This window comes from Methanosarcina barkeri MS (assembly GCF_000970025.1).
GTDB classification, from domain to species: Archaea; Halobacteriota; Methanosarcinia; order Methanosarcinales; family Methanosarcinaceae; genus Methanosarcina; species Methanosarcina barkeri.
This window is the reverse complement of record NZ_CP009528.1, coordinates 2,184,419-2,206,930: the sequence shown is the minus strand read 5'-3', so window position 1 is coordinate 2,206,930 and position 22,512 is coordinate 2,184,419. Positions and strand designations below refer to the sequence as shown.

The 22,512-nt window shown below is 37.4% G+C and carries 17 protein-coding genes and 2 pseudogenes; 5 read left to right on the top strand and 14 right to left on the bottom strand.

Going from position 1 to position 22,512, the window contains the following annotated elements; genetic code table 11:
- Window positions 1-121: 121 nt before the first annotated feature.
- Window positions 122-286, bottom strand: coding sequence for a hypothetical protein (locus MSBRM_RS20295; protein ID WP_155400465.1), 165 nt, complete (start codon window positions 284-286; stop codon window positions 122-124).
- On the opposite strand from MSBRM_RS20295, the gene MSBRM_RS08985 reads away from it, so the two are divergent.
- The gene (locus tag MSBRM_RS08985) at window positions 267-602 is read left to right on the top strand and encodes a matrixin family metalloprotease (RefSeq protein ID WP_048117676.1); all 336 of its coding nucleotides are present in this window, start codon (window positions 267-269) and stop codon (window positions 600-602) included. The genes MSBRM_RS20295 and MSBRM_RS08985 overlap by 20 nt on opposite strands.
- Window positions 603-758: 156 nt before the next feature.
- On the top strand, window positions 759-1,253 hold the full coding sequence (locus MSBRM_RS08980) for a hypothetical protein (RefSeq protein ID WP_048117678.1): 495 nt from the start codon (window positions 759-761) through the stop codon (window positions 1,251-1,253).
- A gap of 575 nt (window positions 1,254-1,828) precedes the next feature.
- Here the strand turns inward: MSBRM_RS08980 and MSBRM_RS08975 are convergent.
- From MSBRM_RS08975 to MSBRM_RS08950, 6 genes are all read right to left on the bottom strand, one after another.
- Window positions 1,829-2,323, bottom strand: a complete 495-nt coding sequence (locus tag MSBRM_RS08975; RefSeq protein WP_176722135.1) for a DUF6141 family protein — start codon at window positions 2,321-2,323, stop codon at window positions 1,829-1,831.
- A gap of 504 nt (window positions 2,324-2,827) precedes the next feature.
- Complete coding sequence (locus MSBRM_RS08970) at window positions 2,828-3,412, bottom strand: DUF6141 family protein (RefSeq protein ID WP_230669124.1); 585 nt, start codon at window positions 3,410-3,412, stop codon at window positions 2,828-2,830.
- Between the two features lie 219 nt (window positions 3,413-3,631).
- Window positions 3,632-4,000 carry a carboxymuconolactone decarboxylase family protein gene (locus MSBRM_RS08965; protein WP_080941459.1) on the bottom strand — a complete coding sequence of 123 codons (369 nt, stop codon included), beginning with the start codon at window positions 3,998-4,000 and terminating at the stop codon, window positions 3,632-3,634.
- A 229-nt stretch (window positions 4,001-4,229) separates the two neighbouring features.
- Complete coding sequence (locus tag MSBRM_RS08960; protein WP_048117680.1) at window positions 4,230-4,697, bottom strand: DUF2124 family protein; 468 nt, start codon at window positions 4,695-4,697, stop codon at window positions 4,230-4,232.
- A gap of 359 nt (window positions 4,698-5,056) precedes the next feature.
- Complete coding sequence (mch, locus tag MSBRM_RS08955; protein WP_048117683.1) at window positions 5,057-6,022, bottom strand: methenyltetrahydromethanopterin cyclohydrolase; 966 nt, start codon at window positions 6,020-6,022, stop codon at window positions 5,057-5,059.
- A 538-nt stretch (window positions 6,023-6,560) separates the two neighbouring features.
- Complete coding sequence (locus tag MSBRM_RS08950) at window positions 6,561-7,766, bottom strand: peptidase U32 family protein (protein ID WP_048117686.1); 1,206 nt, start codon at window positions 7,764-7,766, stop codon at window positions 6,561-6,563.
- A gap of 262 nt (window positions 7,767-8,028) precedes the next feature.
- Between MSBRM_RS08950 and tnpC the strand changes: the two are divergent.
- Window positions 8,029-9,486 (top strand): annotated as a pseudogene (gene tnpC / locus MSBRM_RS08940) (IS66 family transposase).
- Between the two features lie 829 nt (window positions 9,487-10,315).
- Here tnpC and MSBRM_RS08935 read toward each other — a convergent pair.
- On the bottom strand, window positions 10,316-11,680 hold the full coding sequence (locus MSBRM_RS08935; protein ID WP_048117688.1) for an NAD-dependent succinate-semialdehyde dehydrogenase: 1,365 nt from the start codon (window positions 11,678-11,680) through the stop codon (window positions 10,316-10,318).
- A 288-nt stretch (window positions 11,681-11,968) separates the two neighbouring features.
- On the opposite strand from MSBRM_RS08935, the gene MSBRM_RS08930 reads away from it, so the two are divergent.
- Entirely contained in the window at window positions 11,969-12,364 is a 396-nt protein-coding gene (locus MSBRM_RS08930) for a hypothetical protein (protein WP_048117691.1), read from the top strand.
- Between the two features lie 348 nt (window positions 12,365-12,712).
- On the opposite strand, the pseudogene MSBRM_RS22080 reads toward MSBRM_RS08930, so the two are convergent.
- From MSBRM_RS22080 to MSBRM_RS08915, 4 genes and pseudogenes are all read right to left on the bottom strand, one after another.
- A pseudogene (locus MSBRM_RS22080) lies at window positions 12,713-12,840 on the bottom strand (IS630 family transposase); the annotation flags it as partial.
- A gap of 145 nt (window positions 12,841-12,985) precedes the next feature.
- A complete protein-coding gene (locus MSBRM_RS08925) occupies window positions 12,986-14,692 on the bottom strand; it encodes a lipopolysaccharide biosynthesis protein (protein ID WP_230669122.1) in 1,707 nt (568 codons plus the stop codon).
- A gap of 214 nt (window positions 14,693-14,906) precedes the next feature.
- A complete protein-coding gene (locus MSBRM_RS08920; RefSeq protein WP_048117694.1) occupies window positions 14,907-15,362 on the bottom strand; it encodes a hypothetical protein in 456 nt (151 codons plus the stop codon).
- A gap of 234 nt (window positions 15,363-15,596) precedes the next feature.
- Window positions 15,597-17,327 (bottom strand): ABC transporter ATP-binding protein, encoded by a 1,731-nt coding sequence (locus MSBRM_RS08915; RefSeq protein ID WP_230629174.1) that lies wholly within the window; start codon window positions 17,325-17,327, stop codon window positions 15,597-15,599.
- A 753-nt stretch (window positions 17,328-18,080) separates the two neighbouring features.
- Here MSBRM_RS08915 and MSBRM_RS08910 point away from each other — a divergent pair.
- Window positions 18,081-18,611, top strand: coding sequence for a putative ATP-dependent zinc protease (locus MSBRM_RS08910; RefSeq protein ID WP_048117700.1), 531 nt, complete (start codon window positions 18,081-18,083; stop codon window positions 18,609-18,611).
- A 767-nt stretch (window positions 18,612-19,378) separates the two neighbouring features.
- Here MSBRM_RS08910 and MSBRM_RS08900 read toward each other — a convergent pair.
- Complete coding sequence (locus MSBRM_RS08900; RefSeq protein WP_048117706.1) at window positions 19,379-20,398, bottom strand: glycoside hydrolase family 130 protein; 1,020 nt, start codon at window positions 20,396-20,398, stop codon at window positions 19,379-19,381.
- A 30-nt stretch (window positions 20,399-20,428) separates the two neighbouring features.
- Window positions 20,429-22,504 carry an amylo-alpha-1,6-glucosidase gene (locus MSBRM_RS08895; RefSeq protein WP_080941460.1) on the bottom strand — a complete coding sequence of 692 codons (2,076 nt, stop codon included), beginning with the start codon at window positions 22,502-22,504 and terminating at the stop codon, window positions 20,429-20,431.
- Between the last annotated feature and the right edge of the window lie 8 nt (window positions 22,505-22,512).

Genomic DNA, 22,512 nt, shown 5'->3' with positions numbered 1-22,512 from the left:
TTAATCATATTTCTGGTAAATATTACAGCTCCGGCATCGGCGTATTCATATAGTGGATATAAATGGGGCGGAAATTACGTAGTTCCTAAGCTATAGTCACGAGGCTAAATAATGCAACTGCTCAAATGAGATACAATGAGATTTTTGCTGCAACAATTACAGGCGTGACTATAGATTCTTCAATTCCAAGTTCTTGATCAATTGCTATAAAGGCAGGCTCAACTGCGTGGAATAATGCAGGTGCAGCGTTTACCTTCAAATGGGGGATGGCAACTACAACTGACAATAGGATATACTGCACAAATGCTGGAGCAACATATCTAGGACTATCTGTTCCAAACCATACTGGTAATTATAATACACGTTATGTAACCTATTTTAATACCTATTATCCTTGGTCAACAGCATCAAGTGGAGAATCAGGTAAATACGACGTGCAGAGTGTTGCTGCTCACGAATTTGGGCACTGGTTAACATTGTACGACTTATACGATTCTGGAGATTCTGAGAAAACAATGTATGAATGGACAAGTAGCAACGAAATAAAGAAGAGAACTCTTACCTCAGATGATATAGCAGGAATCAAACATATTTATCCTTAAAGGGTGATGACAATGAATAAGAACATAAAATATATGATCGTTTTTATTGGAGCAGTTACGTTGATAATGTTAAGTGCTTTAGCGTTGTCAGGCTAACAGGATGGTGTTAAACTTACAAATCGTCCTTCACAAGACACTAAGCTTGCAAATAATGATATGCCGTTATATAGTAAATCCAGTGCATCACTTCCATTACTAGGTTCTGAAGAATTAAGTAACTACTCTGATACGATTGTAATAGGTACAGTGAAGGAAATAAATCCAAGCAAATGGAATTCTATCAATGGAAAAAGGCCTGATGGTATTGATTCATTTAGCCTGGAGAATCTTATCTACACAGATATCACCATAAGCGTAGAGAAATACCTCAAAAACCCATCGTCAGCTAAAGAGATCACAGTGAGACTAGATGGCGGAACAGTAGGAAATGATACTTTAGAAACTGATTATGAACCAACATTCAAACCAGGTGAAAAAGTTCTACTTTTTTTGACGAAAGATGTTACTATAGGTACCAGTAACATTGAGCCAAAACATCTCAGAGTTACAGGGTGTATGCAAGGTAAGTTCACATTGACTGATGATTGGAAAGCTGTAAGACCTGATAAAACTGTCAGTCAGGATGAATTATTGAACACAATTGAAAAATAAGCTGTCTGCTTAAATAGCCTTTCAAGGCTACACAATTTTTATGGACGAGCCTATCCCAAAAGTCATTTCGTTCTTAATCATCAAGAATTTTCAGGATTGTTTTCATGATCAGAAACTTGATTGATTGTTCGGAATACAGGATTCAGAGAAGCAATTTTGAGTTTTGGGATCAGCTCGACTAATTAGTTGATATGAAATTAATGATGTTTTATCCTGAAAGAGATAGCGAAAAAAATTTAAAGCTGACTTTCCGTAGATGTCCATTTAATTTTCACAATTTTTCTGGCTATCGTTTTTTCTGAAAATTACTCTGAATATTCAAACTTCATTGAAAGCTTCTAACCTTTATTTCCGGAAGTTTTAGTTGAGATAATAATTGGAAATTATTGAGCAAATGAACAAAAACGATAGCTAGAAAAATGTTCTTTTTTTTCAAGACATCTGCGGAAGGTCGGTTAAAGCTAAAAATATTTAGTATTTATCCCTGGACAGCAGTAATTATCAAAGCAAGAATTATAAAGCAGAAACTCGCAAAGCAGTAATCTCAAAGACAGAAACTCGCAAAGCGGGAATTCTCAGTATTCTGCTGTAGCCTGCTTGATTGCACTACAGAGTTCTTCAGGTTTCCTGGAGCTCAGAAGCATTTTTTCTCCTGAAATAAGTTTGAGGATTACAACCGGGCTAACTTTTTTGGAAAACTGTGATACATCAGATTCTTTTCCCGTGAGAGGGTCATAAACCTTAATTTTGCAGTCCTCCACTACATGTAAAGGGATCTTTTTGGAAGACAGATTCAGGGGTACCAGGCGAACGTATATTCCATCACTTCTCACTTCAGTTATATGCTTTGTACAGTACAACATAAAAGGGAAAAATAACCCAAAGACAATCCAGAGAGCAAACAGGTATGTTTCAGGGATGTTATTGATTCCTGCAGGTCTTCCAAAAATAAGACTATGGATTTCGATATACCAGAGTAGGAGCGCAGGATAAAGGACCGAAACCAGGAAAAAATTGTTCCGCAGATCCTGTACTTCCCTAAAAATTACGTCTGCTTTCGGCTGTTTCACAAAATTCCGTCCTTGAGATGTGCCTAATTTATTTGTGTTTTAACCGTAGACTTACCTTAGATTGTCGTGGCTAGCAGGCATCTTAATAGTGCTGAAATTTATATTATGGCTACTAATTGAACTGCATATAGTGTTCGTACACACGACCGAATTCTTTTCAATTTTATAGTATTATTTAGATACCAGTATACCTACTCAGTATTGGAGCAGGGGTGTGTAGTAGAAAATGTTCCTGATTTTCTCTATAAAAACTGAGTAATAAACCTTCCGAAAAAAATGAGAAGTTGTATATATTTTTTAATTTAAAAGTTTGAGAATAGTAAGAGTGTAAAAAAACGACAATTATTATTAAAAGTCAAAAACGATAGAGAATAGTAGTTCACGAGACAATAAAGAACAAAATGGATTAATAAAAGATTGCTTTTTAACACCCTTTTTCAAGAGCTTTGTTGTACTCTTATATAGCGCTACATTTAACCTTTTTAATGCCCCGTATCACATTTTTTACTTTTCATTAGCCTTTCTAATAGCTTCAGCGAGTTTTTCCGGGATTTGGGATCCAATCATTAGCTTTTTCATTTTATTCCCGTCTGTAAATTCTAAAAGTACACCCCTGTTACCTGCCATATTATAGGCGTTTCCCTTTAATCCATAGCGTATACCCCAGCCTCCATAATCTCTAATAGGGTTATAGGTTAGAGCTTTGTAATTTTGAATACTCTCAAACGGAAATCTTTTGAATGAGCGATGAAAAGGGTAAAAGCGAACATATATCCCGTCATTCCTGACCTCAGTAACCAGCTTTATGTAATAGAAAAAAACAGGGAAAAGAACGCCAAAGACTAAAAGTAAAAGAAACATCATCCAGTCAGGAGCCGGGTTATTTCCAAAAGGTTTCCTAAGTAAAAGCTGCTGATAAGCTCCATACCATGAAAAAACAACAGGGATCGCAATAATGAGCCAGACCCATATCTGGCTTATTTTTTGAACCTCCCTAAAAAGAACTTGAGAATTCGTTTGCTTTGGATTATTCATTTTCGCAGGATAATTCGTTTGCTTTGGATTATTCATTTTCGTTGGATAATTCATTTGCTTTGGATTACTCATTTTCGTTGGATAATTCAATTTTCTATCTACAAAGGCCATTTTTTGATAGACATCTGGATTGTGTAAAATGCATTTTCAGTCTCATAAAATGTGTTTTCCAACATTAAAATGACGGGGATTAGCCTTAGAGTCTCATAAATTCTTCAGAAAAACCCTCAAAAAATTAAAGAAAAATACTTGAATGAGTGTGTTTTTATAAAATTAATAACCTAATCTATCCATCTCTTTAAGTACTGCTTCACTGAAATCCGTAAAGTGCTGGATTCCACCTGTCCAGGCCGCAAGCATCATGGCATCGTTAATTTCGGTTCTGGTGGCTCCGAATTTATGAAGTCTTGCGAGGATTTTGACCGCGCTCTGGATATTGTTGGTTGAGCAGGCTATAGCAAAGACTATTAAATGCTTATATTTCATAGAAAGCCCGCCTTCTCTTTCACTCCAGATGGCTTTATAAAAGCCTGCTATCCCTTCGGCGAAATCTTCGTTTATCTGTCCGGCATATTCAATAGACCTGGGCATAAACCCTTTTAATTCCCTGGCTTCTTTAACCGCTTTTTCCATAATTATCATATGTCATAAGTCAGGATTAGATATAATTCTATCTTATTAGAAAATTTACAGAATTTGGAAAATAAAGAGAGGAAGGATATGTAAAAAGAGGAAGGATATGTAAAAAGAGAAAGGAAATATAAAAAAAGTAAGGAAATATAAAAAAAGTAAGGATATGTAAAAAGAAGTAAAAAGGAAATTTTTCTGCCTGGAAGTCTCAAAAATTCCTGAAAATAGACTTCAGAATCTTTCAGACTTGCAGTACCTCAACTGCCAGATCAGCATTGATGATATACTCAAAATTTATTATTTCGTCCCATTTCTGCTGCATGAATGCAGACTGGAAACAGACTCCGATAATTTTTCCTTTCTCAGAGCCTTCAAGGATTTTACTTGCAACTTCTTTTGCTTTTTCAGGGCTAATCCCTATCTTTGGCATCGAAAGTCCTCCAAGAAGGACAACAACATCAGCGTGTTTATCTGTAAGATCTCCAAGCTGCATGCCTTCATGATCCATATAGATAGACCTGGCTTTCTCAAAATCAGCGCTGGAAATAAAAGCAAGTTCCCGGTCCCTGACTACAAAACCGATAAGTTCGGCAAAAGGTGTGCAGAACCCTGGAGTTCCCACAAAAGTAATTTTTTTTGCGTCTTTGACAAGGCTCCTGAAGCTGTTCAGGATGCCTCCTACTCCCTGTGAAGTGTTTATTATTGGCACTGAATCTCTCCTTAAACTTTCAGTAAAATTTTATTTATGACCAATTTATCATAACATTTCGTTATGACATTTTTTTTATAGCATTATATTTTTACAGTAGGATTGGAGGCATTTACTTAAATAGATGATGTTAACAGCGTTTTAAATTGGGGAATCTGGAAAAAAATTGCATTTATCACCAGGAACAATAAATATAAAATTAAAAAATTTAAAGACTGAAAAAGAAAAGAATTTAGAAATTAAAAAGTAAAAAGAGATGAAAAAAAATGAAAAAAAATGAAAAAGAGAAGTAAGGAGAAGTAAAAACAAAGTTAAAAAATTGGGAAGAAAATAAAAGAAATTAAAAAGTTATTTACCCTTTAAACATTCATGATCCCGAAGGACTTGAGTAGGATTTCCGGATAAAGCCCGCCGCTAGAAATTGTTTTTGTACTATTAAGGTCGTTTACTGTAAGTCTGGCAGGAGCGAACATGCCTGCGTCAACCTTAAAGAAATCAAAGTTTGCTTCTTTGAAGGTCTGATAGAAAGGCTTTCCAAAGTCTCTGGAAGTTGTGGACGGCACATTCTTCACGAACTCCTCAAGTTCGGCAAGTTCCCCATCGAAACGGACTGTATAGTTGGTTTCGCCGCAGTAGATCACGCAATCATTAGCCGAGCCCATGCACTGTACATCTTTTCCGACAACAGGAGCAATTGGTGCAACCCCATATCCGCTTTTAATGCAGTTGATGTCAAAACCAACAGACTCAAATTTGTGGATCCCGGTTTCTACAACGCGGGCAGCGATCTGGACAGAACCGGCAATAGAGGCAGTAGGAGCGACAGCAATCATTACGTTTTCAGGGTCTACACTGCAGTGTTTTGCAATATATTCCACAACTTTCTCATCAGGGAGTTTATCTGACTCCAAGACCAGGACTGCAGCTTCGAAGTCATCTTCATACCCGATTTTCTCATAGAGCTCTTTAGGCTTTAAGCCAAGGGCACGTGCAGGACCCGAACCCATTCCGAAATAATTGTCTACAGAAATTCTCCAGCCTGCATATTGCGAAGCCATACATGCAATTACTGGATTGTCAGTAGCTATCTGGATAGCAGGCCATTTGAGACCATTCAGGTCAAAAGTAGTGTATTTGAGATCGGCAAGGTCGGCCAGGCAGAGCCTTGTGAGGTACATTCCAGCTTCATATCCACCCTCGGCTTTAACTCCACAGTCAATAACCGTAGCCCCGTTATTGAGCTTGAGTACTTCAGTTTTCAGGTCTTCGCTCCAGTCGAGCATCTCTTCAATGACGTTTGATCCCATTTCGTTGACGCTTATCAAAGTATCACCTATACTACTGACTCCGAGATAAACAGGAAATATTTTCTCACTCAGTAAGGAAGTAAGTCTTACCTGCTTTTATTGCGGAGCAAAATACTGTTTATCAGTCAGAGAATTGCTAATAAAGAACATTGTTTTTAAAGAATAATCTCAATCAGAGTTACTTATCGATCATCTCAATCAGAGTGTACTTATCGATCATTTCAATCAGAGTTACTTATCGATATGAAAATCGGAAATTAATCGGGACAGTTTACCCGGACGAAGGTCTAGCCCATTGACCAAGGTAAACAGATAAGATTATTTACCGATAAAAGGTATCCAGCCAATTGAGAGCATTTTTACCGATAAAAAGTATCCAGCCGACCGAGAGCATTACCGGAATAAGATAAAGAAATTCTTTCCTGCAATTACCTTTTTCCCGTAATTTTTTCTTTCCTGTAATTTGCTACCCGTATAGGGAGAATCCAATATATAGATACTGTTTTATTATTTTAAATATGATATTTATTTCTTTAAATACAATACATTAATTCACTTATTTTAATTGTATTATGAAAATTCGGTCATTTTTTCGAACAGTCCCTTCAACGGCAAGGCCAGCCGTATCTCCTTTTTCAGCCCTTGTCACAGTTTCACCTTTTTTCATAAGGGAACGAACTTGCTGCCTCAAATAAGTTGTATTTCCCTCAATTACGATCTCGTCTCCAACCGAAATTCCTTCTTCGAGAATCCTGACGGCTGCAGCTTGCTGTTTCGTATAATAATTTTCAATAATTCCCACAGCTCTGCGTTGTTTTTCCGAGACATTCATATCTTTTTCGGGAGAAAAGCCTTCAAGGCCTGGAACCCCAAAGTAAAAGCCAGTTGAAAAACCCCTGTTATAAACCGAAGCTAGTTCACGCCTCCAGACCTCTATTTTTTCAGGAGTATAGTTTCCTTCTATGCAGGCGTCGATAGCTTCCCTGTAGCAACGGGAAACCATTTCAAGGTATCCAGAGTCCCGCAATCGCCCTTCCACTTTAAAGGCAGCTATTCCCGCTTTAAGAAGTTCTGGAATATACTCTATCATACAGAGGTCTTTTGCACTTAGAAGGTACTTTCCAAGGCTTGTAGCAACAAGCCCGTTTTCCCCATGAAGTTCCCATTTCCAACGGCAGGGCTGAGTGCATTCTCCACAATTTCCGGATTTACCAAGAACGTAAGCTGACAGATGGCATCGGCCTGAGACTGCCATGCACATTGCACCGTGGACAAAAGTCTCGATTTCTACCTCAGTCTGCTGGCTTATCTTCCGTATTTCTTCAAGGGAAAGCTCTCTTGAAAGTATAACCCTTTCGGCCCCAAGATTTCGGTAAAAATTTGCAGTTTCGTGGTTGGTAATATTTGCCTGAGTGGAGATGTGAATTTTAAGCCCTGCTTTCCGTGCCCTAAGAATTACGGCCGGGTCCCAGGCAATGACTGCATCTACTCCTGCATTCGAAGCTGCATCTATCACATCTGATGCATCTCCAAGCCTGTCCTCATTTACTGTCGAGTTTACAGCCAGATAGGCCTTGAGACCTCTGGTTTTTACCTCAGAGACGAAATCGGCAAGAGTTTCCAGAGTAATTTCTTTTGCTTTTGCCCTCAGGCTGAGCTTGTCGGTTGAAAAATAGACAGCATCTGCATATCTTGAGCAGGCCTTAAGCCCTGAAAGATTCCTGACACCTACAAGGAGTTCAGGTTTTGAACTTTTATGCATGAAGACAGAAAACACCTATCTTTCATTTATAATATTTTATCGCTACGCACAGTATAAAAAATATCATAAATAAATGTCAACTTATGGTAGTTAATTGTAAGATTCTTCGGTTGACGGATAACTTTATATAAATGAAGAGCGTTTACCGAAATGGGGACTAAGGTAAATTTGAAGTAACTATTCAGCCATAGCTTTGGTAAAAGCAATTTTTCCTCGGAAAGAGGAAAAATTGCATATAAAATAACCTTCTTTTTTCAATATCATGCTTACACGTGAAGAGATCCTTGAAATTTATGAAGCTGGTCCTGAAGCAGTTATTTCTGTCATCCAGAGACTTGAGTCTATCATAGAGAAACAAGATTCTCGGATTGCTGAACTTGAAGAACGTGTAAGGGTTTTAGAGTCTCGTTTGAATCAAAACAGCCAAAATAGCAGTAAACCTCCTTCTACTGATGTTTTTTGTAACGAAAAACCTAAACCTAAGGGTCTCCGCAAGAGTAGCGGCAAAAAAGTTGGTGGCCAAAAAGGTCATCCTGGAAAGACTCTTGAAATGGTTGAAAATCCTGATTAGATCATATGCCATTCTCCTGACTGCTGCGAAAATTGTGGTCATCATCTTGAAAATACTGAAGTTCAGGATTATGAACGCAGACAAGAAATTGAAATTCCTCCTGTGCAAATCATATATACTGAACATCGTTGTGAAATCAAGAAGTGTCCTCACTGCGGGAAAGTTAACAAAGGTTCTTTTCCAGAGTCTATAAAATTCCCGATTCAATATGGGCCTCGTCTTTTAGCCTCGATGCTGTATTTGAGGAACTATCAATTGCTTCCATATGAAAGGACTTGTGATTTAGTAGAGGACTTCTACGGTATACGTATCAGCCCAGCTACCATAAGAAGAGCGGAAAAAGAATGTTTCCAGAACCTGGAACCTTTCGAAAAAGCTGCTATGGAACATCTATTAACTTCCCATTCTGCCCATTGTGATGAGACAGGAATGAGAGTTTTGGGGACTAAATGGTGGCTTCATGTTGTCTCAAACAATTTGTGGACATATTATTTTCCTCATCCTAAAAGAGGGACAGAAGCAATGGATGCTCTGGGATTTCTTCCGCAATACAAGGGAGTAGCAGTTCATGATGGATATTCTTCATACAACAAGTATGGATGTGAACATGCCCTGTGCAATGCTCATCTTAAGCGGGAACTTACTGGGATTGAAGAGAGTTTTGAGCAGCAATGGGCTAAAAAGATAAATGAACTTCTCAGTGAGATGAAGAAGTATACTGATGAATGTAGAGAGATGGAAATTCCAATAGATCCTGAAAAAGTCCGAGAATTTGAGCAAATATACGACGCAATAATACAAGAAGGAATTATAGAAAATCCACCACCTGATCCTTCAAAGGATCAGGTCAAAAAGAGAGGAAGAACAGCACAAACAAAAGCAAAGAATCTCCTTGATAGGTTCATAGTACACAAGGAACAGATTCTGAAATTTCTTAATAACCTGAGAGTTGCGTTTGATAACAATCAAGCAGAGCGGGATATCAGAATGATGAAGCTACAACAGAAAATTTCGGGAACTTTCCGAAGTATAGAAGGAGCGGTAGCTTTCTGCAGAATTAGGGCATACATATCATCAATTAAAAAGAATGAAATGAATGTTATGGATGCTATTCTAACGGCGCTCAAGGGAGCGCCGTTATTAGCCTGAGAATTGAAGCATTTTGCTCCAAAACATACTTTTTTATAAGTGGCTGAATAGTTACAATTTGAAGAAGTTGTTTTTGTTAATAAACAAAAGCAAGAATAAATTACTGTTATTATAATTGAATACGGGGGGATAAAGTGGAATACGAACTCGAAGAAGTCGAGAGAGATTACATAGAATTCAGAAAAGAAATGGGAGAAGAATAAGCTTAAGGGGAGAAGAATAAGCTTAGATACTTAGTGAAAAGAAGCAGAATACGAAAAAAGTAGAAATTTTTCGAAAATGAAATTAATGACTGCATCAGCACCAAAATTACTTTTTATTTTTTGGTCGAAAGGTATCAGAAAACTTTAAAAATTACTTATTTTTGAGTTTCATCATAACTGGTAAAATTACTAAGAGATAAAAATTTTATATTTTCATTTTTCAAGCAGATTCCCACAGACAACAATTTTCTAATACTGTTGTTTTCACTATTTATTTTTACTCTTTATTTTTACTCTTTATTTTTACTCTTTATTTTTACTCTTTATTTTTACTCTTTATTTTTACTCTTTATTTTTACTCTTTATTTTTACTCTTTATTTTTACTCTTTATTTTTACTCTTTATTTTCACTCCTTATTCGTAGATTGATTCCAAGAACAATATTTAACTCTAAGCGGGAAGTCCACCACCTGAGAATTAAACAGATTGCCAAGCTTAAACAAATTCCCTGGGTAAATTCTGGATAAGGTTTATTCAATAAAAACTTCAATCAATTATCAGTTCTTTAGACTCACTTGTTGACCACTATTCAATAAAAACTTCAATCAATTATCAGTTATTTAGACTTACTTGTTGACCACAACCGTCTTTATGTTTACAAATTCCTTAAGCCCATAATGAGAAAGCTCTCGTCCGATTCCGGATTTTTTTACTCCTCCAAAAGGTAGCCTTAGATCGGGTTTGACCATTCCATTAATGGCTACAAATCCGGATTTTATTCTTTTTGCCAGCCTCTGAGCTCTTTCAAGGTCTCTGGACCATATTTCAGCTCCAAGCCCTAACTCAGTGGAGTTTGCAACTTTGACAGCCTCATCTTCGTCTTTTACCGTGATCACAGAGGCAATGGGCCCGAAAACCTCTACATTGCAAACCTTCATATCGTTACTGGCTGCAGGAATGAGGGTCGGCCTGAAGAAAAAACCCTTACTCTGCTCCTCTCCGTAAACGTGAGGTTCTGCACCTTTCTTTTTTACGTCTTTCAGGACTCTTTCAAGACTATCAAGAAATTCTTTCTTTGCAAGAGGTCCAATATCGGTTTCTTCATCCATAGGGTCCCCGATTTTCAGTTCTTGAATTTCAAGCTCAAATGCCTCGATAAAGTCCACAGCGATAGCTTCCAAGACAATAAATCGCTTGGCAGCAATATGGCTCTGTCCGGTATTCAAAAAACTGGACTCTGCAGCAACCTTCACAGCTCTCTCGAGATCAGCGTCTTCAAGTACTATGAAAGGATCCGAACCTCCCAGTTCAAGTACGAGAGGCTTTACCAGGCTCCCTGCAAGTTCCCCTATCTCCGAACCTGCATCTATGTTGCCAGTAAGCGAAATCCCATCTACCAGCTCTTCTTCAATAATTTCCATTGCAGTTTTTGAGTCAATCAACAGGGTATTGAAAACATTTTCAGGAAATCCGGCCTCAAGGAATATTTTTTCAATTTCCAGCGCCGAAGCAGGCACATTCGAAGAATGCTTGATTACGCATACGTTTCCCGCACACATTGTAGGCACTGCAAACCTGAAAACATGCCAGAACGGCAAATTCCAGGGCATTATCCCGAAAATTACTCCAAGAGGCTCAAAGGTTACGTAACTTTTTTCAGCTCCGATATCTACAAATTCGTCTTTAAGGAACTTTGCAGCGTTTTCCGCATAGTAATCACAGAGGCAGGCGCATTCTTCAATCTCATCTCTTGACTGCCTGATAGGTTTTCCCATCTCTTTCGTAATAATTTCGGCATAAATTTCGGTATTCTGCCTGATGACCTTTTCAGCCCTTGAAAAGTATTTTGTTCTTTCTTCAACAGACAATGAACTCCACCCGGAAAAAGCAGCCCTAGAATTTTCAATCATGGACTCACATTCTTCGAAAGAAAATGAGTCATATGTCCAGTTTACTTCTTCAGTGTAAGGATTAACGGATTTTATTTTCATGACTTCCCCCCAAAAAGTCATCTAAAAGTCATTTAACAATATTGGAATTCCCAGTATTATAACTTAGGGAAATTGAACAGAATCTAAAGAATTCGGATCTTACCTACATTCAAAAAACATAATAAAGGGGAAATATCTGTGGTATATAACTGAAATATCTGTGGTATATAGCTATCTTTAATCTCATGTGATGAATTATGTTCAGAATCTAGTAGGAATTGTTATAAAATCCAGATATCAATTATAAAGTATCAATTAATAACGACATAATTATAAGTGGGGGAAAATATGAAAAAATCATTTATTATTTTGATAGTATTTTTCGGTGTATTCCTAGCCATCGGATGCGCTGGTCAGCAAGCTCCAAATGAAACGGAAACTCCAAAAGAGGCTGCAACCGAAGTCCAGGCAGTAACCGAGGCTGAAGCAGTAACTGAAACTGAAGCTGTAACTCCGGTTCAGGAAGGTGTAACCGCAACCGAGGCTGTAGAAGAAACTCCTGTTACAGAAATAACTTCTGCTGAAGTAGTTACCGAAGTAGAAAATGCAACTGAAACAGAAAACGTAACTAAGATTGTGAGTAGTACCCAAAGAAAGAAGGAACGTATTCTGGAGGCCATTCAAGCTGGAAATAATACCAGCGGAGGCGGAGTAATCAAAGTAACTCCTAGCAAGGGTTCCTAAATCTTTTGAAATTTGTTCAGATCCCTCTTCTCCAGATTTTATGTTGTAGTTTGCCTTTACATGCGAGCCCTTAAACGTATAAAGCGGTAGCTGTGGACGTTCATTCAACAACAAGGGTAATAAATGAGTAAAGTGTACCTTTATCAAAAAGTCACTTTTAGTATTGCAATTCCATATATCCTCAATAAGCCACGGATAAACACAGATGAACACAGATGTTTCAATTCGTGTTTATCCATGTCCATCCGTGATTCTTTTATAAAAAACTCATTAACCAGCGTTGATTTCAAAGTCCAGTTTTATTTCTCATAATTTGGAATCAATGCACACTATTTCCTGGCAATTTATTTATGGTGCACAATATTTTGACATTTTTTCATCAGCAACTTTTCGAATAAACTTCCAGTTGATATTACATTCATGCCCGCTTCTTTTTTAGTCCGGAAGCCCATTTTATGAACCAAAGTGCCTATTTCTGCTTTTTCGTTTCCGAAAGTTTATTCAAGCGACTTTTCTTTGTGAATATTTTCTTTGTGAGCGTTGAGATTGTACATGGACAAATGAATAGTTTTTGTTTTCGAATGCCTTTTTACAAGTTCCTTAACGAAATTAAATTTCCTTTCAGATTTTATTCTTTACACCACAAAGTAAGGCCGAGAACATTCTCTTAAATGTCGGGTCATCATGGAGGGTTATACCATAGTAGATAGGCGTCATAAGTACTACTGCGAGGAGAATTATATAAAAACTTACAGAGAACACTTTAAGCAAAATTAACGGTAGCAAAACGATGATGCTAATTGTCACACACTTAAGAAAGATTTTAGCGCTTTTTATTTTGTTAATTCCTGCGAGGTTCAGTAAATATGAATTGTTCCAGATCCAGAACAAAACTCCTGTAAAACTGAACAGGCCAAGGGCAAACTCGGGACTTCCATAAGTTCCTCCTATAACCAGTGCTATGACTCTTGAGATTAATAGAGTTATACTGAATGTAAACCAGACTCCTTGCTTATCAAACACCATGTAGAGAGATGAAATCGGTTGGGATATGAAGACAAGAAATATCCATGGAACAAGGATTTTTATATATATCCCTGAAATGTACCAGCTCTCTCCATAAATAAACGTAAATATCTCTTTTCCTAGAATCAGAAAGAGTAACGTAGGGAATACTCCTATTAAAATTAGCTTTTTGTAAACCTCTTCAACTATATCTTTCATACCTCCAGACTCATTCCCATTTTTCACTGCACTAATTTTCTGGAAAAAGACCTGCTCTATAGCTGCTCCTAAAAATCCCAATGGAATATTTAATATTTGATTTGCAAGAAAAAAATATCCTACAATACTTGTTCCATAATAATGTCCAAGCAAAATAGTCGGTATCTGTAATGAAATAGTGTTTGTAAGTGTAGATGAGGAATTAAATAATGGAAAATCTTTATATTGAATAGCTATCTCTTTTACTCTTTTCAGTGAAACTTTTTTGAAGATCCTTAAATCTTCCCTTATATCTTTCAGCATGAAAAAGTCTGCATTTCCATATCCCACAATATATCCGACTATCAAGCCTAACGGAGAGACATTCCATATAGGGATAGCTAACTGGAGTACTCCGGTTGAAACAGAATTTATCACTTTGGACCCAGCTATGACTCCAAAACTGGTCTTTCTTGAAAGCCAGTAGTTCTGCGTGAGAAAAATGCCGTTAAAAAATATTATTGCTGGAATGTAAATTAAATAATTTGAGATTTCCGGGGAATTAAGTAAATAATCAACATATTTTGGGAAAAACAGCAATATTAAAGCTGTTATTAAAGATGTAAGAGTTACCAGTATTGTACAGAGGCAAGCAAGGTTTGCAGAATCTTCCTCTGTTTTCGGCAACATGATAGCAAATTGATATGAAAAAGTAGAGAAGATCATCAGTATGCTTGAGATTGAAAGAATAAGATGAGAAATTCCGATATATTCAGGATTATAAATTTTAACGGCTAAAAATACAAAAATTATGCTCAGGATCTGTGCAGTGATATTTCCAGATACGAGTTTTAGTATATTGGTAATAAAAGAAGTTTTTTTAGGTTCTGACCTTAAATCTCCATTCCTTCCCCTTATGTCATCCAGAGTATCCAGCTCAATTTTTCCGATATCAGAGTATTGTCGCCCTTCAAATGCTCCTGTGTTAGGGCACCAGCCCATTAATTTTTTTACATATTCGAGAGTGATAGTCATACTACGCTCCCGTCCTTGCAATGTATATCTCTGGTATGTAAAGTCTATTGATAAGCACACTCTTGTTATTGTTATTTTCCCGGTAAACATCTTTAAGGCAATACAGGAAGGCTGTCAAACATAGGAAAGCTGTCAAACATAGGAAAGCTGTCAAACAAAAGCCGTAAATCAACATCAACTTTACTCTCCATTTATGCCATGAACCTAAGCTAGTAAGAAATGTTGGGGAGTGCATTAATGGAGAGTTAATTGAGTCAAGCTTGAAATAGTAAGCCAAGGCTACACCTCATTTTCCTTTCAGAATTCAGGTCTGTTCTACTAATTTCTTTAATTTTCGAAATAATTCGTCAGCTAATTTTGTTGGATCTTCCGTACTCTGAAGTTTGAGATTCATTTCCTCTGCAAAGTCCCAGAGCAGTTCAATGCATTCCCTGTATCTTTCACAAGATCCGCATTCTCCTTCGTGTTCATACCAGACCTGCATCCCATGTTTTGCCGAAACAAAAATTATTGCGTTGACTTTGAAGGGAATTGATCTTCCGAAGAGTATCCCTTTCTTTGAGTCAAGTTTTTCAACTTCGATCCTGTTTGCACTGGCCATCTCAAGCAGGGTTTCTTCAATACGCTTATCCATACTGAGGAGCGCTCTTGAGACCGCCTGCCTCGAGATCCTAAATTGTTTTGCAATATTAATGTTAGGGAGTCCATTACGGTGCAAGACCCAGAATTTGAATTGTTTCTCATCTACCGGAAGGAACATGTGTAAACGTACCAAGATTGACAATATATAATTTTCTATTTTAGAAGTTTTTAAATTATTCCAAGAATTATACATTTGAAATAAAAAACAGTAATTGGCATTGCTAGCACGAATATTTCCCTTTGCTTGCAGTGGATAAGGCCGCATAATCTTGTTTTTTATTATTAATACCAATATTACATTTGTTTATCATTGCCTTTGCAGGAGTTTTGTGTATAAATATATGAACTTTGTTTATAAAGACGTGGTCTCAGTCGATAAATCAAGATAGTTGCTTGAAAATAGAGGTGCCTTGTTATAGAGTTTGTAGTACTCACCCTTTAACTCAAGCAACTCATCGTGTTTTCCACTCTCAACAATCTCTCCGTTTTTTAGCACATAAATTACATCCGCATTTTTTACCGTCGACAAGCGGTGTGCGATAGTTATTACTGTCATATCCTTTGAGATTCTATCAATTGATTCCATTACGCGCTGTTCAGCTATGTTATCAAGTGAACTTGTTGCCTCATCTAAGAGCAAAATTTCAGGTTTTCGCAAGATTATCCGTGCAATTGCAATACGTTGCCGTTGTCCTCCAGAAAGTTTGATACCCTGGTCACCAATAATTGTATCGTAACCTTCAGAGGTCGCTATAATAAATTCATGAGCATCGGCAAGTTTTGCAGCTTCGATGATTTCCTCATCATTGCAGTCTAGACCAAATCGGATATTCTCTTTAATGGAGTCGTGATAAATAAACGTCTCCTGCCCAAGGTATCCGAGTCTCTTTAAATAATCAGAATGATTGAATTCGTTAAGATTTACTCCATCGACAAGGATTTCTCCAGATGTTGGCCTGTACAAAAGTGCCAATAAATTTGCAACTGTAGTTTTTCCAGCACCAGAATTACCGACGATTGCAGTTTTTGTGCTTTTTTTAATTGTAAACGACAAGTTGTTGATGGTATATTTTTGAGTGTCACTGTATCTGAAAAACACATTTTTAAAAATGATTGATTTTTGAAACAGGAATTCTCGCTTCTGCACGTTATTTAAATGAACATTCATATTATTTTTCTCCTGCAGAAAATTATATACTGCTTCAATTGCAGGAAACTGCTGTACTATTACACCAAACTGTGACTGGCAAGCGTTTAGGGCAGGTATTGTCCTGTAAAGAGCAAGCAGGAACGTCCCAAATATTCCTATATATGGCAAAAAATGACCATCAGTTAAATAGTAAAGCCCTGCAGCACCAAGTGAAATTATTAGAAAGATCAGCAGGTTATTTGCTGCGCCTGGCAGTCGTTGAAGAATCATAGCAAATACATAACTTTTTTTAATATTATCTACTGCCTTATTGTAATTCCCGGCCCAGAAATTGATTGAATCAGTAATAAATATTGTTTTAATTCCTGAAATAAACTCGTTATATATGACAGATTTTGCGCGTGCGGAGTGGTTTAAAACTAATGAATGTCTGTAAACTCTTGAAAAAATAACGTTTTTCATGAGAAAAACATAGATGGCTCCAAAAATTAGAATAAAAGTACTGATCTTGAAGGATAAAATAAAAATAAACGAGAGATAGAACAAACAAAGCAACAGATTCTGAAAAAAGCCTACAACGTTAAAAACAGCAAGTCCTGTTTGCTCTACTGCTTGTTGCCCAATATATAAAATATCACCCTGCTTATGACTGGCAAAATATTCATATGGCTGTTTTCTCAGGGTATTAAAAACCAGGCGATCAGTTGTATCCCTTACAGTAGCAAATGTCTTACTTCCAAGATACGAGACACCGACTTCTACTCCTGCACTAATTATACTTACAATAGCAAGTACAATAGCAGATACAAGAAATGGATTAAGATCTCCATAGGTACATGATTGATAAATTCTATCAAGAAAATTAGAACTCTGATTGATATTGAGTCCATAGTTAATAATTGGATAGATAAGGAATACTCTGAGAACATCCAAAAAGCTGAAAACTAGAAGACTTATGAGATAGATGCCTAACAGTTTTCTATGTGGTCTAAACAGAAAATAGAGTATTTGAAGCGAACTATTATTATTGGTCATTGAAACAAATTCCTTAGAGCGTTTCTGAAATTACATATTTTTCACTTTTAAAAGTTTAACATACTCCAATAATCAAACATTATCTGAACCGTGAGGAAATATTAATTTTTGAAATCAGTTTAATCTAGGACTCAAGTCTAGGACTCAAGTCTAGGACTCAAATCTAGGACTCAAATCTAGGACTCAAAGCTCTAACTGTTTTTTTATTTACCGATGGAGTGAGTGTAAATGTATGAATGTTGACTATATATACTTATTTGTTATTCCATTATGTATAAAAATTAGCTTATTTCTCTCTGACAACTTATCAAATGCAAAAAACTCGGAGATATTTATAAGTTGTAATTCTCACATTTTGAAGACATAATTAAATATTTAAGTACATTTATTATGATAAGATTGCCAGGCAGAGATAGCGGAGACATCCTATGTTTAGCTGTGAACAAAAAATCGGTTTTTGGGAGAAGTAAAAAATTCCTCAAACCGGAAAGTGTTTCGTCATAAACTCAAAAGACTTAATCTTTGAAGGTTAGGAAAAGTATCAGTCAGTAAATTAGAACCTGCCAAAACATACAGCTTAATTCTCAGAAAATTTATAAAGAAAAATAAAATCGACTTCGAGATTCAAATTCTTAAGAAGGGGAAGTGAATATGGACATTGAAGAAATTCAAGCAATCTTCAAATTTTCAGCCCTGGAAAAGCATATGATTTCCAGTTTTGGAATTTCAGAAGATCTATTTCTTCCTTTTCTGCTTTCATTAAAATCAGGAGGCTCCTGGAGTTATGCCTCTGAAGAAACAAAAAGCATGGCAGTAAAAGACGTGATCACTTATTATGATGAGGAGAGCAAAACCGGCTATACTCTGGAAAAGATATACTTCTTTATCGAACCCGAAGTCATAGCCGAGGAAGGAGTCATCCGAAGGCTGGAAAAATGCGGAACAAAAGAAGAAAGAGAACTGGTTGAAAGGCCCTACATAATAACCCTACATGCAAAAAACATCATATTTGCAGAGGTAAACCCTGATCTCAGGAAAATAACAATCAGGGAATTAAAGAAAAAACACATAAAACTGAAAGGTACGCCGGCATATAGTGCAGCTCATGAGATGGAACATCTTGAAAAGGGAGAAATGGGAGGAATTCCACTCTGGACTTTTGAGTACATTAAAGGCCAGTAAAAATCTCTAAAAAAAATTTAATGGATGGTGATATCTTAAAATTTAATAAATGAAGATATCTTAAAATTTAATGGATGATAATACCTTAAAATTTAATGAATAATAATACCTTAAAATTAAAACAGTTCCTAAATTTGAATACTAATCAATGTTAACTTTATTCTTAGATTAACTATCCAGCTACTTCAATTTCGGAGTTATTTTTCATATAAATTTAACATTTTATTATTAATATAATATAAAACTCAAAAATATTTGAGAGCTGTATATAGAACGTAAAGAGATTCTTACTCAATACCGCTTGAATCATGATACTATTGTCTCATATATTGAGGCTTTAGAATCTCAAAACAAAGCTAAAGATGTTCATTGAGGTTTTAGAATCTAAAGTAATTAAGCTTTAAGAACGGATAAATGAATTAAAGTCTTTGTTAAATTGGATTCAAGGCAAAAAGAAACGTCCTTCCAATGGTGTTATCAGCAAAAAGAAGCCTAAAACAGAGAGTTCACAAAAAGGAAGTATTAAACGTCCTGGTGGTCAGAAAAGAAATCCTGGTTCTACTTTGAACAAGGTTGAAGATCCTTATGAAATCATCTGCTATCAACCACATGAATGTAAATATTGTGGTCATAAAATAGAGGAATCAGAGATCATAGGCTACGAGACACAGTAGATAGGATGCTAAACATTAAGTTCCTTCCAAACCAGTGTTAAAACTAAAGATACAGGATTATGGTTTTCAGTAGACGATCATCCAGTTCCAGATTTATCCTCTTCTCAGATCAATATTCTTTCCCTTATTTTCTGCAAACCACCTGCAGTATTCTTCAGGGAACTGTTTTCCAGGGCACCCGCAGATATACTCCATGATATCACTAAATTTTGCACTGGCAACTGATACCGAGGTATCGGCAGCTCCGTAATAAATACGAATTTTATCGTTTACTAAGACCCATCCGCAGGGAAAAACAACGTCATTGACATCTCCACTGCGTTCGTATGTCTCACGAGGCCCGAAAATCCAGCCTTCCGACCTGCGGAGCACTTTCGTGGGATCTTCAAGATCAAGAAGAGCAAGCCCGAGCCTGTAACTTATTTTCGAGGTCGTCTGGCGTACTCCATGGTACATAATTAACCAGCCTTCTGGTGTACGGAGCGGTTGTGGGCATAAACCGATTTTATAAGCATCCCACCATCCACCTTCCCTGGCATACAGAAGAACTTCAGGTTTTTCCCAGGATTTCATATCGTAAGAAAAGGAGATCCAGATATTAGCTTTCAAAGTGTGAGTAGTAGGTGCAGGCCTGTGTAACATAGCCCATTTGCCGTTAAACCTTACAGGAAAAATAGCAGCGTCTTTATTATCTGGAGGCATCAAAGATCCTGCTCGGTCAAAATTACGAAAATCCTCGGTAAAGGCAAGGGCTGGCAAGGGACCACTATCCGAAAAAGCCACATATACTATAGCCCACTTTCCCATCTCATCGATGTAAGTTATGCGCGGGTCTTCAACGCCATATATCTCTTCAGGGTAATTTACGGGGTCCGGAAAAAAGGTTGGCTCACTGTCAATTTCCCAGCCATCAATTCCGTTTTCACTCCTTGCTACCGTAAAGTGAGAAAAACCCCTGTGGTCCTCAACCCTGACCAGTAACAGAATTTTACCATCAATTATAGCAGCTGCAGGGTTAAATACTGAATTAGCTCGATAAGGCCAATCTTCAACCGTAAGTATTGGATTTTTTCTAGACCGTATAAATAGCTCCCCATGGTCTTTCCAGTTCATATTATTCCCCTCCAGCTTATATTGTCCAGCTTATATTGTTCTCTCATTCATCTTACTCAATGAGAGGCTCGTCATATCCATTTCCTGGGATATTGTGCTTAAGACTGCTGGGGATATTGTGCTTAAGAGTGGCCTGATCTCAAGCACGTCCTCTACATATGCTCTAAAAATTTCTGCAACGCTCCAGGCCTGAGCTATGCATCCGCCTGGAGAGTAAGGATAATCGCCATTAAAAACTTCGGAAATGGTACCAAAGCCTTCGGTTTCAAGATGCGTGTTAAAGCCTTCCAGAAGAGCCCTCATATCTTCAAGACTCTTTTCGGAATAATTGTGAACCTTCCGGTAAGCTCTCACATAAGCGCCAAGGAGCCAGGGCCAGGCTGTCCCATTATGATAAGCTGTGTCCCGAGTGAATGCATCTCCATGATACTGTCCTTTATATAATGGGTTATCAGTCGAAAGACTTCTAAGCCCAAAGGGTGTCAAAAGATCTTTTTCAACTCTGTCCACAATCGCTTTTTCTTTCTCAGGGGGGAGCATGGTGTTAGGAAGAGATACGGCAAAGATTTGGTTGGGGCGAATTGCAGGGTCTTTAACCTCGTTTCCGGCTTCATCCTGATATACAAGGTCAAAGAGACAGTTAGTTTCCGGGTTCCAGAAAACGCTCTCAAAATTTGAGGCCACACCATCTGCAAGCATCTCATATAAAAAGACCTCTTTTCCAAGAATAGTACCCAGGCTGGAAGCAATTTTCAAGGCATTGTACCAGAGGGCATTAATTTCACAGGCTTTACCTACTCTAGGAGTTACTGCCCGCTCTCCAATTTTAGCGTCCATCCAGGTTAGTTGAGGTCCCTGCCGAATAAGATGATCAGAATCCATGCAGATTCCAAAGTTCGTACCTTTACAGTAGTTATCTATAATAGCCTCTATAGTGTCCCAGATATCTGCGAGGAAAAGAAAGTTGCCTGTATATGCAAAATAGCGGCTAACAGCATGGATAAACCAGAGAGAAGCGTCTACCGTATTATAGACTGGTTCTCCTCCAAAAGACGGAAAAGTGTTGGGAATTAAGCCTTTCCTGCAATATTTAGCAAAATTCATGAGAACGGACCTGGCTTCTTCATGACGATAAGGAATTAAGTACAGGCCAGTTAGAGATATCATGGTATCCCTTCCCCAGTCAGAGTACCAGTGATATCCTGCAATTACAGTATTTTCACCTGAAGAAGGATTCTTCACTGTAAAAGTGTCCGTTGCCCTGAGAAGTTTAAGGGCAAAAGGATCTGTAAGCCTGGAATTGAGAATAAGTAAGTTCTGGCGGTTTACTGCCCTTTTATAGAGTTCATCAACTTTTCTGAGATTAAGAGAAGGAATCTCGTCTGTTGAAGCAATGATAAAGAAACGAGAAATTCCCTGTTTGAGCTTGCCTTCGAAATATCCAGGACTGAAATTATCTTCCTGGTAGTTAAGCCCTCTTTGCTTTTCAGCATCATACTCCAGGTTATAGTACCACCTGGGATCAGAATGATATTCAAGATTGGATGAAAGAGAGAAGGTAAAACCATTAGAACTCTCCAGCTCTACTCCTTCCGGATGAGCTTTCTGAGAAAAAGAAAGGTATCCTGAGCGAGCAGTGTAATGGAAGTCTCTTGAGTTTATCAGTGGAAAAACTTTCAGCAAAGCTTCATCTTTTCTGGATTCGATATCATAGAGAATACAGGTCGTGTTACTGTTATGAATCATGAAGACTTTTTTCTTCACGGTAAAATCGCCAGGCTGGTAAATCCAGAGAGGAAATGGGTTTTGAAGGTATTCGGAAAGGCAATTGAAGCCCGTAGGAGAAACAGTATCTGGAAATTTATGGACTGCAAGTTTATAACTCTCTTCATCAGTAGAAATTTCCTCATCAAGGGAAGAAAGCAGTACAAACCTTCCTGGTGAGTTTTCTGGAGCAGCCACAAGCAGCCCGTGGTAAGTCCTTGTGTCTACCCCGATAACTGTAGAGGAAGCATATCCTCCAAGTCCGTTTCCTATAATCCACTCTCTTTTTATTCCTTCTTCATATGTTGAAAGACAATCTACCCCAAGCCTGATCCCACTCATGTATATTT

Coding starts and splice junctions, on each gene's coding strand:
- MSBRM_RS08985 (WP_048117676.1), top strand. CDS start 267: ATGGCAACTACAACTGACAATAGGATATACTGCACAAATGCTGGAGCA.
- MSBRM_RS08980 (WP_048117678.1), top strand. CDS start 759: ATGCCGTTATATAGTAAATCCAGTGCATCACTTCCATTACTAGGTTCT.
- MSBRM_RS08970 (WP_230669124.1), bottom strand. CDS start 3,412: ATGAATTATCCAACGAAAATGAATAATCCAAAGCAAACGAATTATCCT.
- MSBRM_RS08965 (WP_080941459.1), bottom strand. CDS start 4,000: ATGATAATTATGGAAAAAGCGGTTAAAGAAGCCAGGGAATTAAAAGGG.
- MSBRM_RS08950 (WP_048117686.1), bottom strand. CDS start 7,766: ATGCATAAAAGTTCAAAACCTGAACTCCTTGTAGGTGTCAGGAATCTT.
- MSBRM_RS08935 (WP_048117688.1), bottom strand. CDS start 11,680: ATGAAAATAAAATCCGTTAATCCTTACACTGAAGAAGTAAACTGGACA.
- MSBRM_RS08930 (WP_048117691.1), top strand. CDS start 11,969: ATGAAAAAATCATTTATTATTTTGATAGTATTTTTCGGTGTATTCCTA.
- MSBRM_RS08925 (WP_230669122.1), bottom strand. CDS start 14,692: ATGTTTACCGGGAAAATAACAATAACAAGAGTGTGCTTATCAATAGAC.
- MSBRM_RS08920 (WP_048117694.1), bottom strand. CDS start 15,362: ATGTTCCTTCCGGTAGATGAGAAACAATTCAAATTCTGGGTCTTGCAC.
- MSBRM_RS08910 (WP_048117700.1), top strand. CDS start 18,081: ATGGACATTGAAGAAATTCAAGCAATCTTCAAATTTTCAGCCCTGGAA.
- MSBRM_RS08900 (WP_048117706.1), bottom strand. CDS start 20,398: ATGAACTGGAAAGACCATGGGGAGCTATTTATACGGTCTAGAAAAAAT.
- MSBRM_RS08895 (WP_080941460.1), bottom strand. CDS start 22,504: ATGAGTGGGATCAGGCTTGGGGTAGATTGTCTTTCAACATATGAAGAA.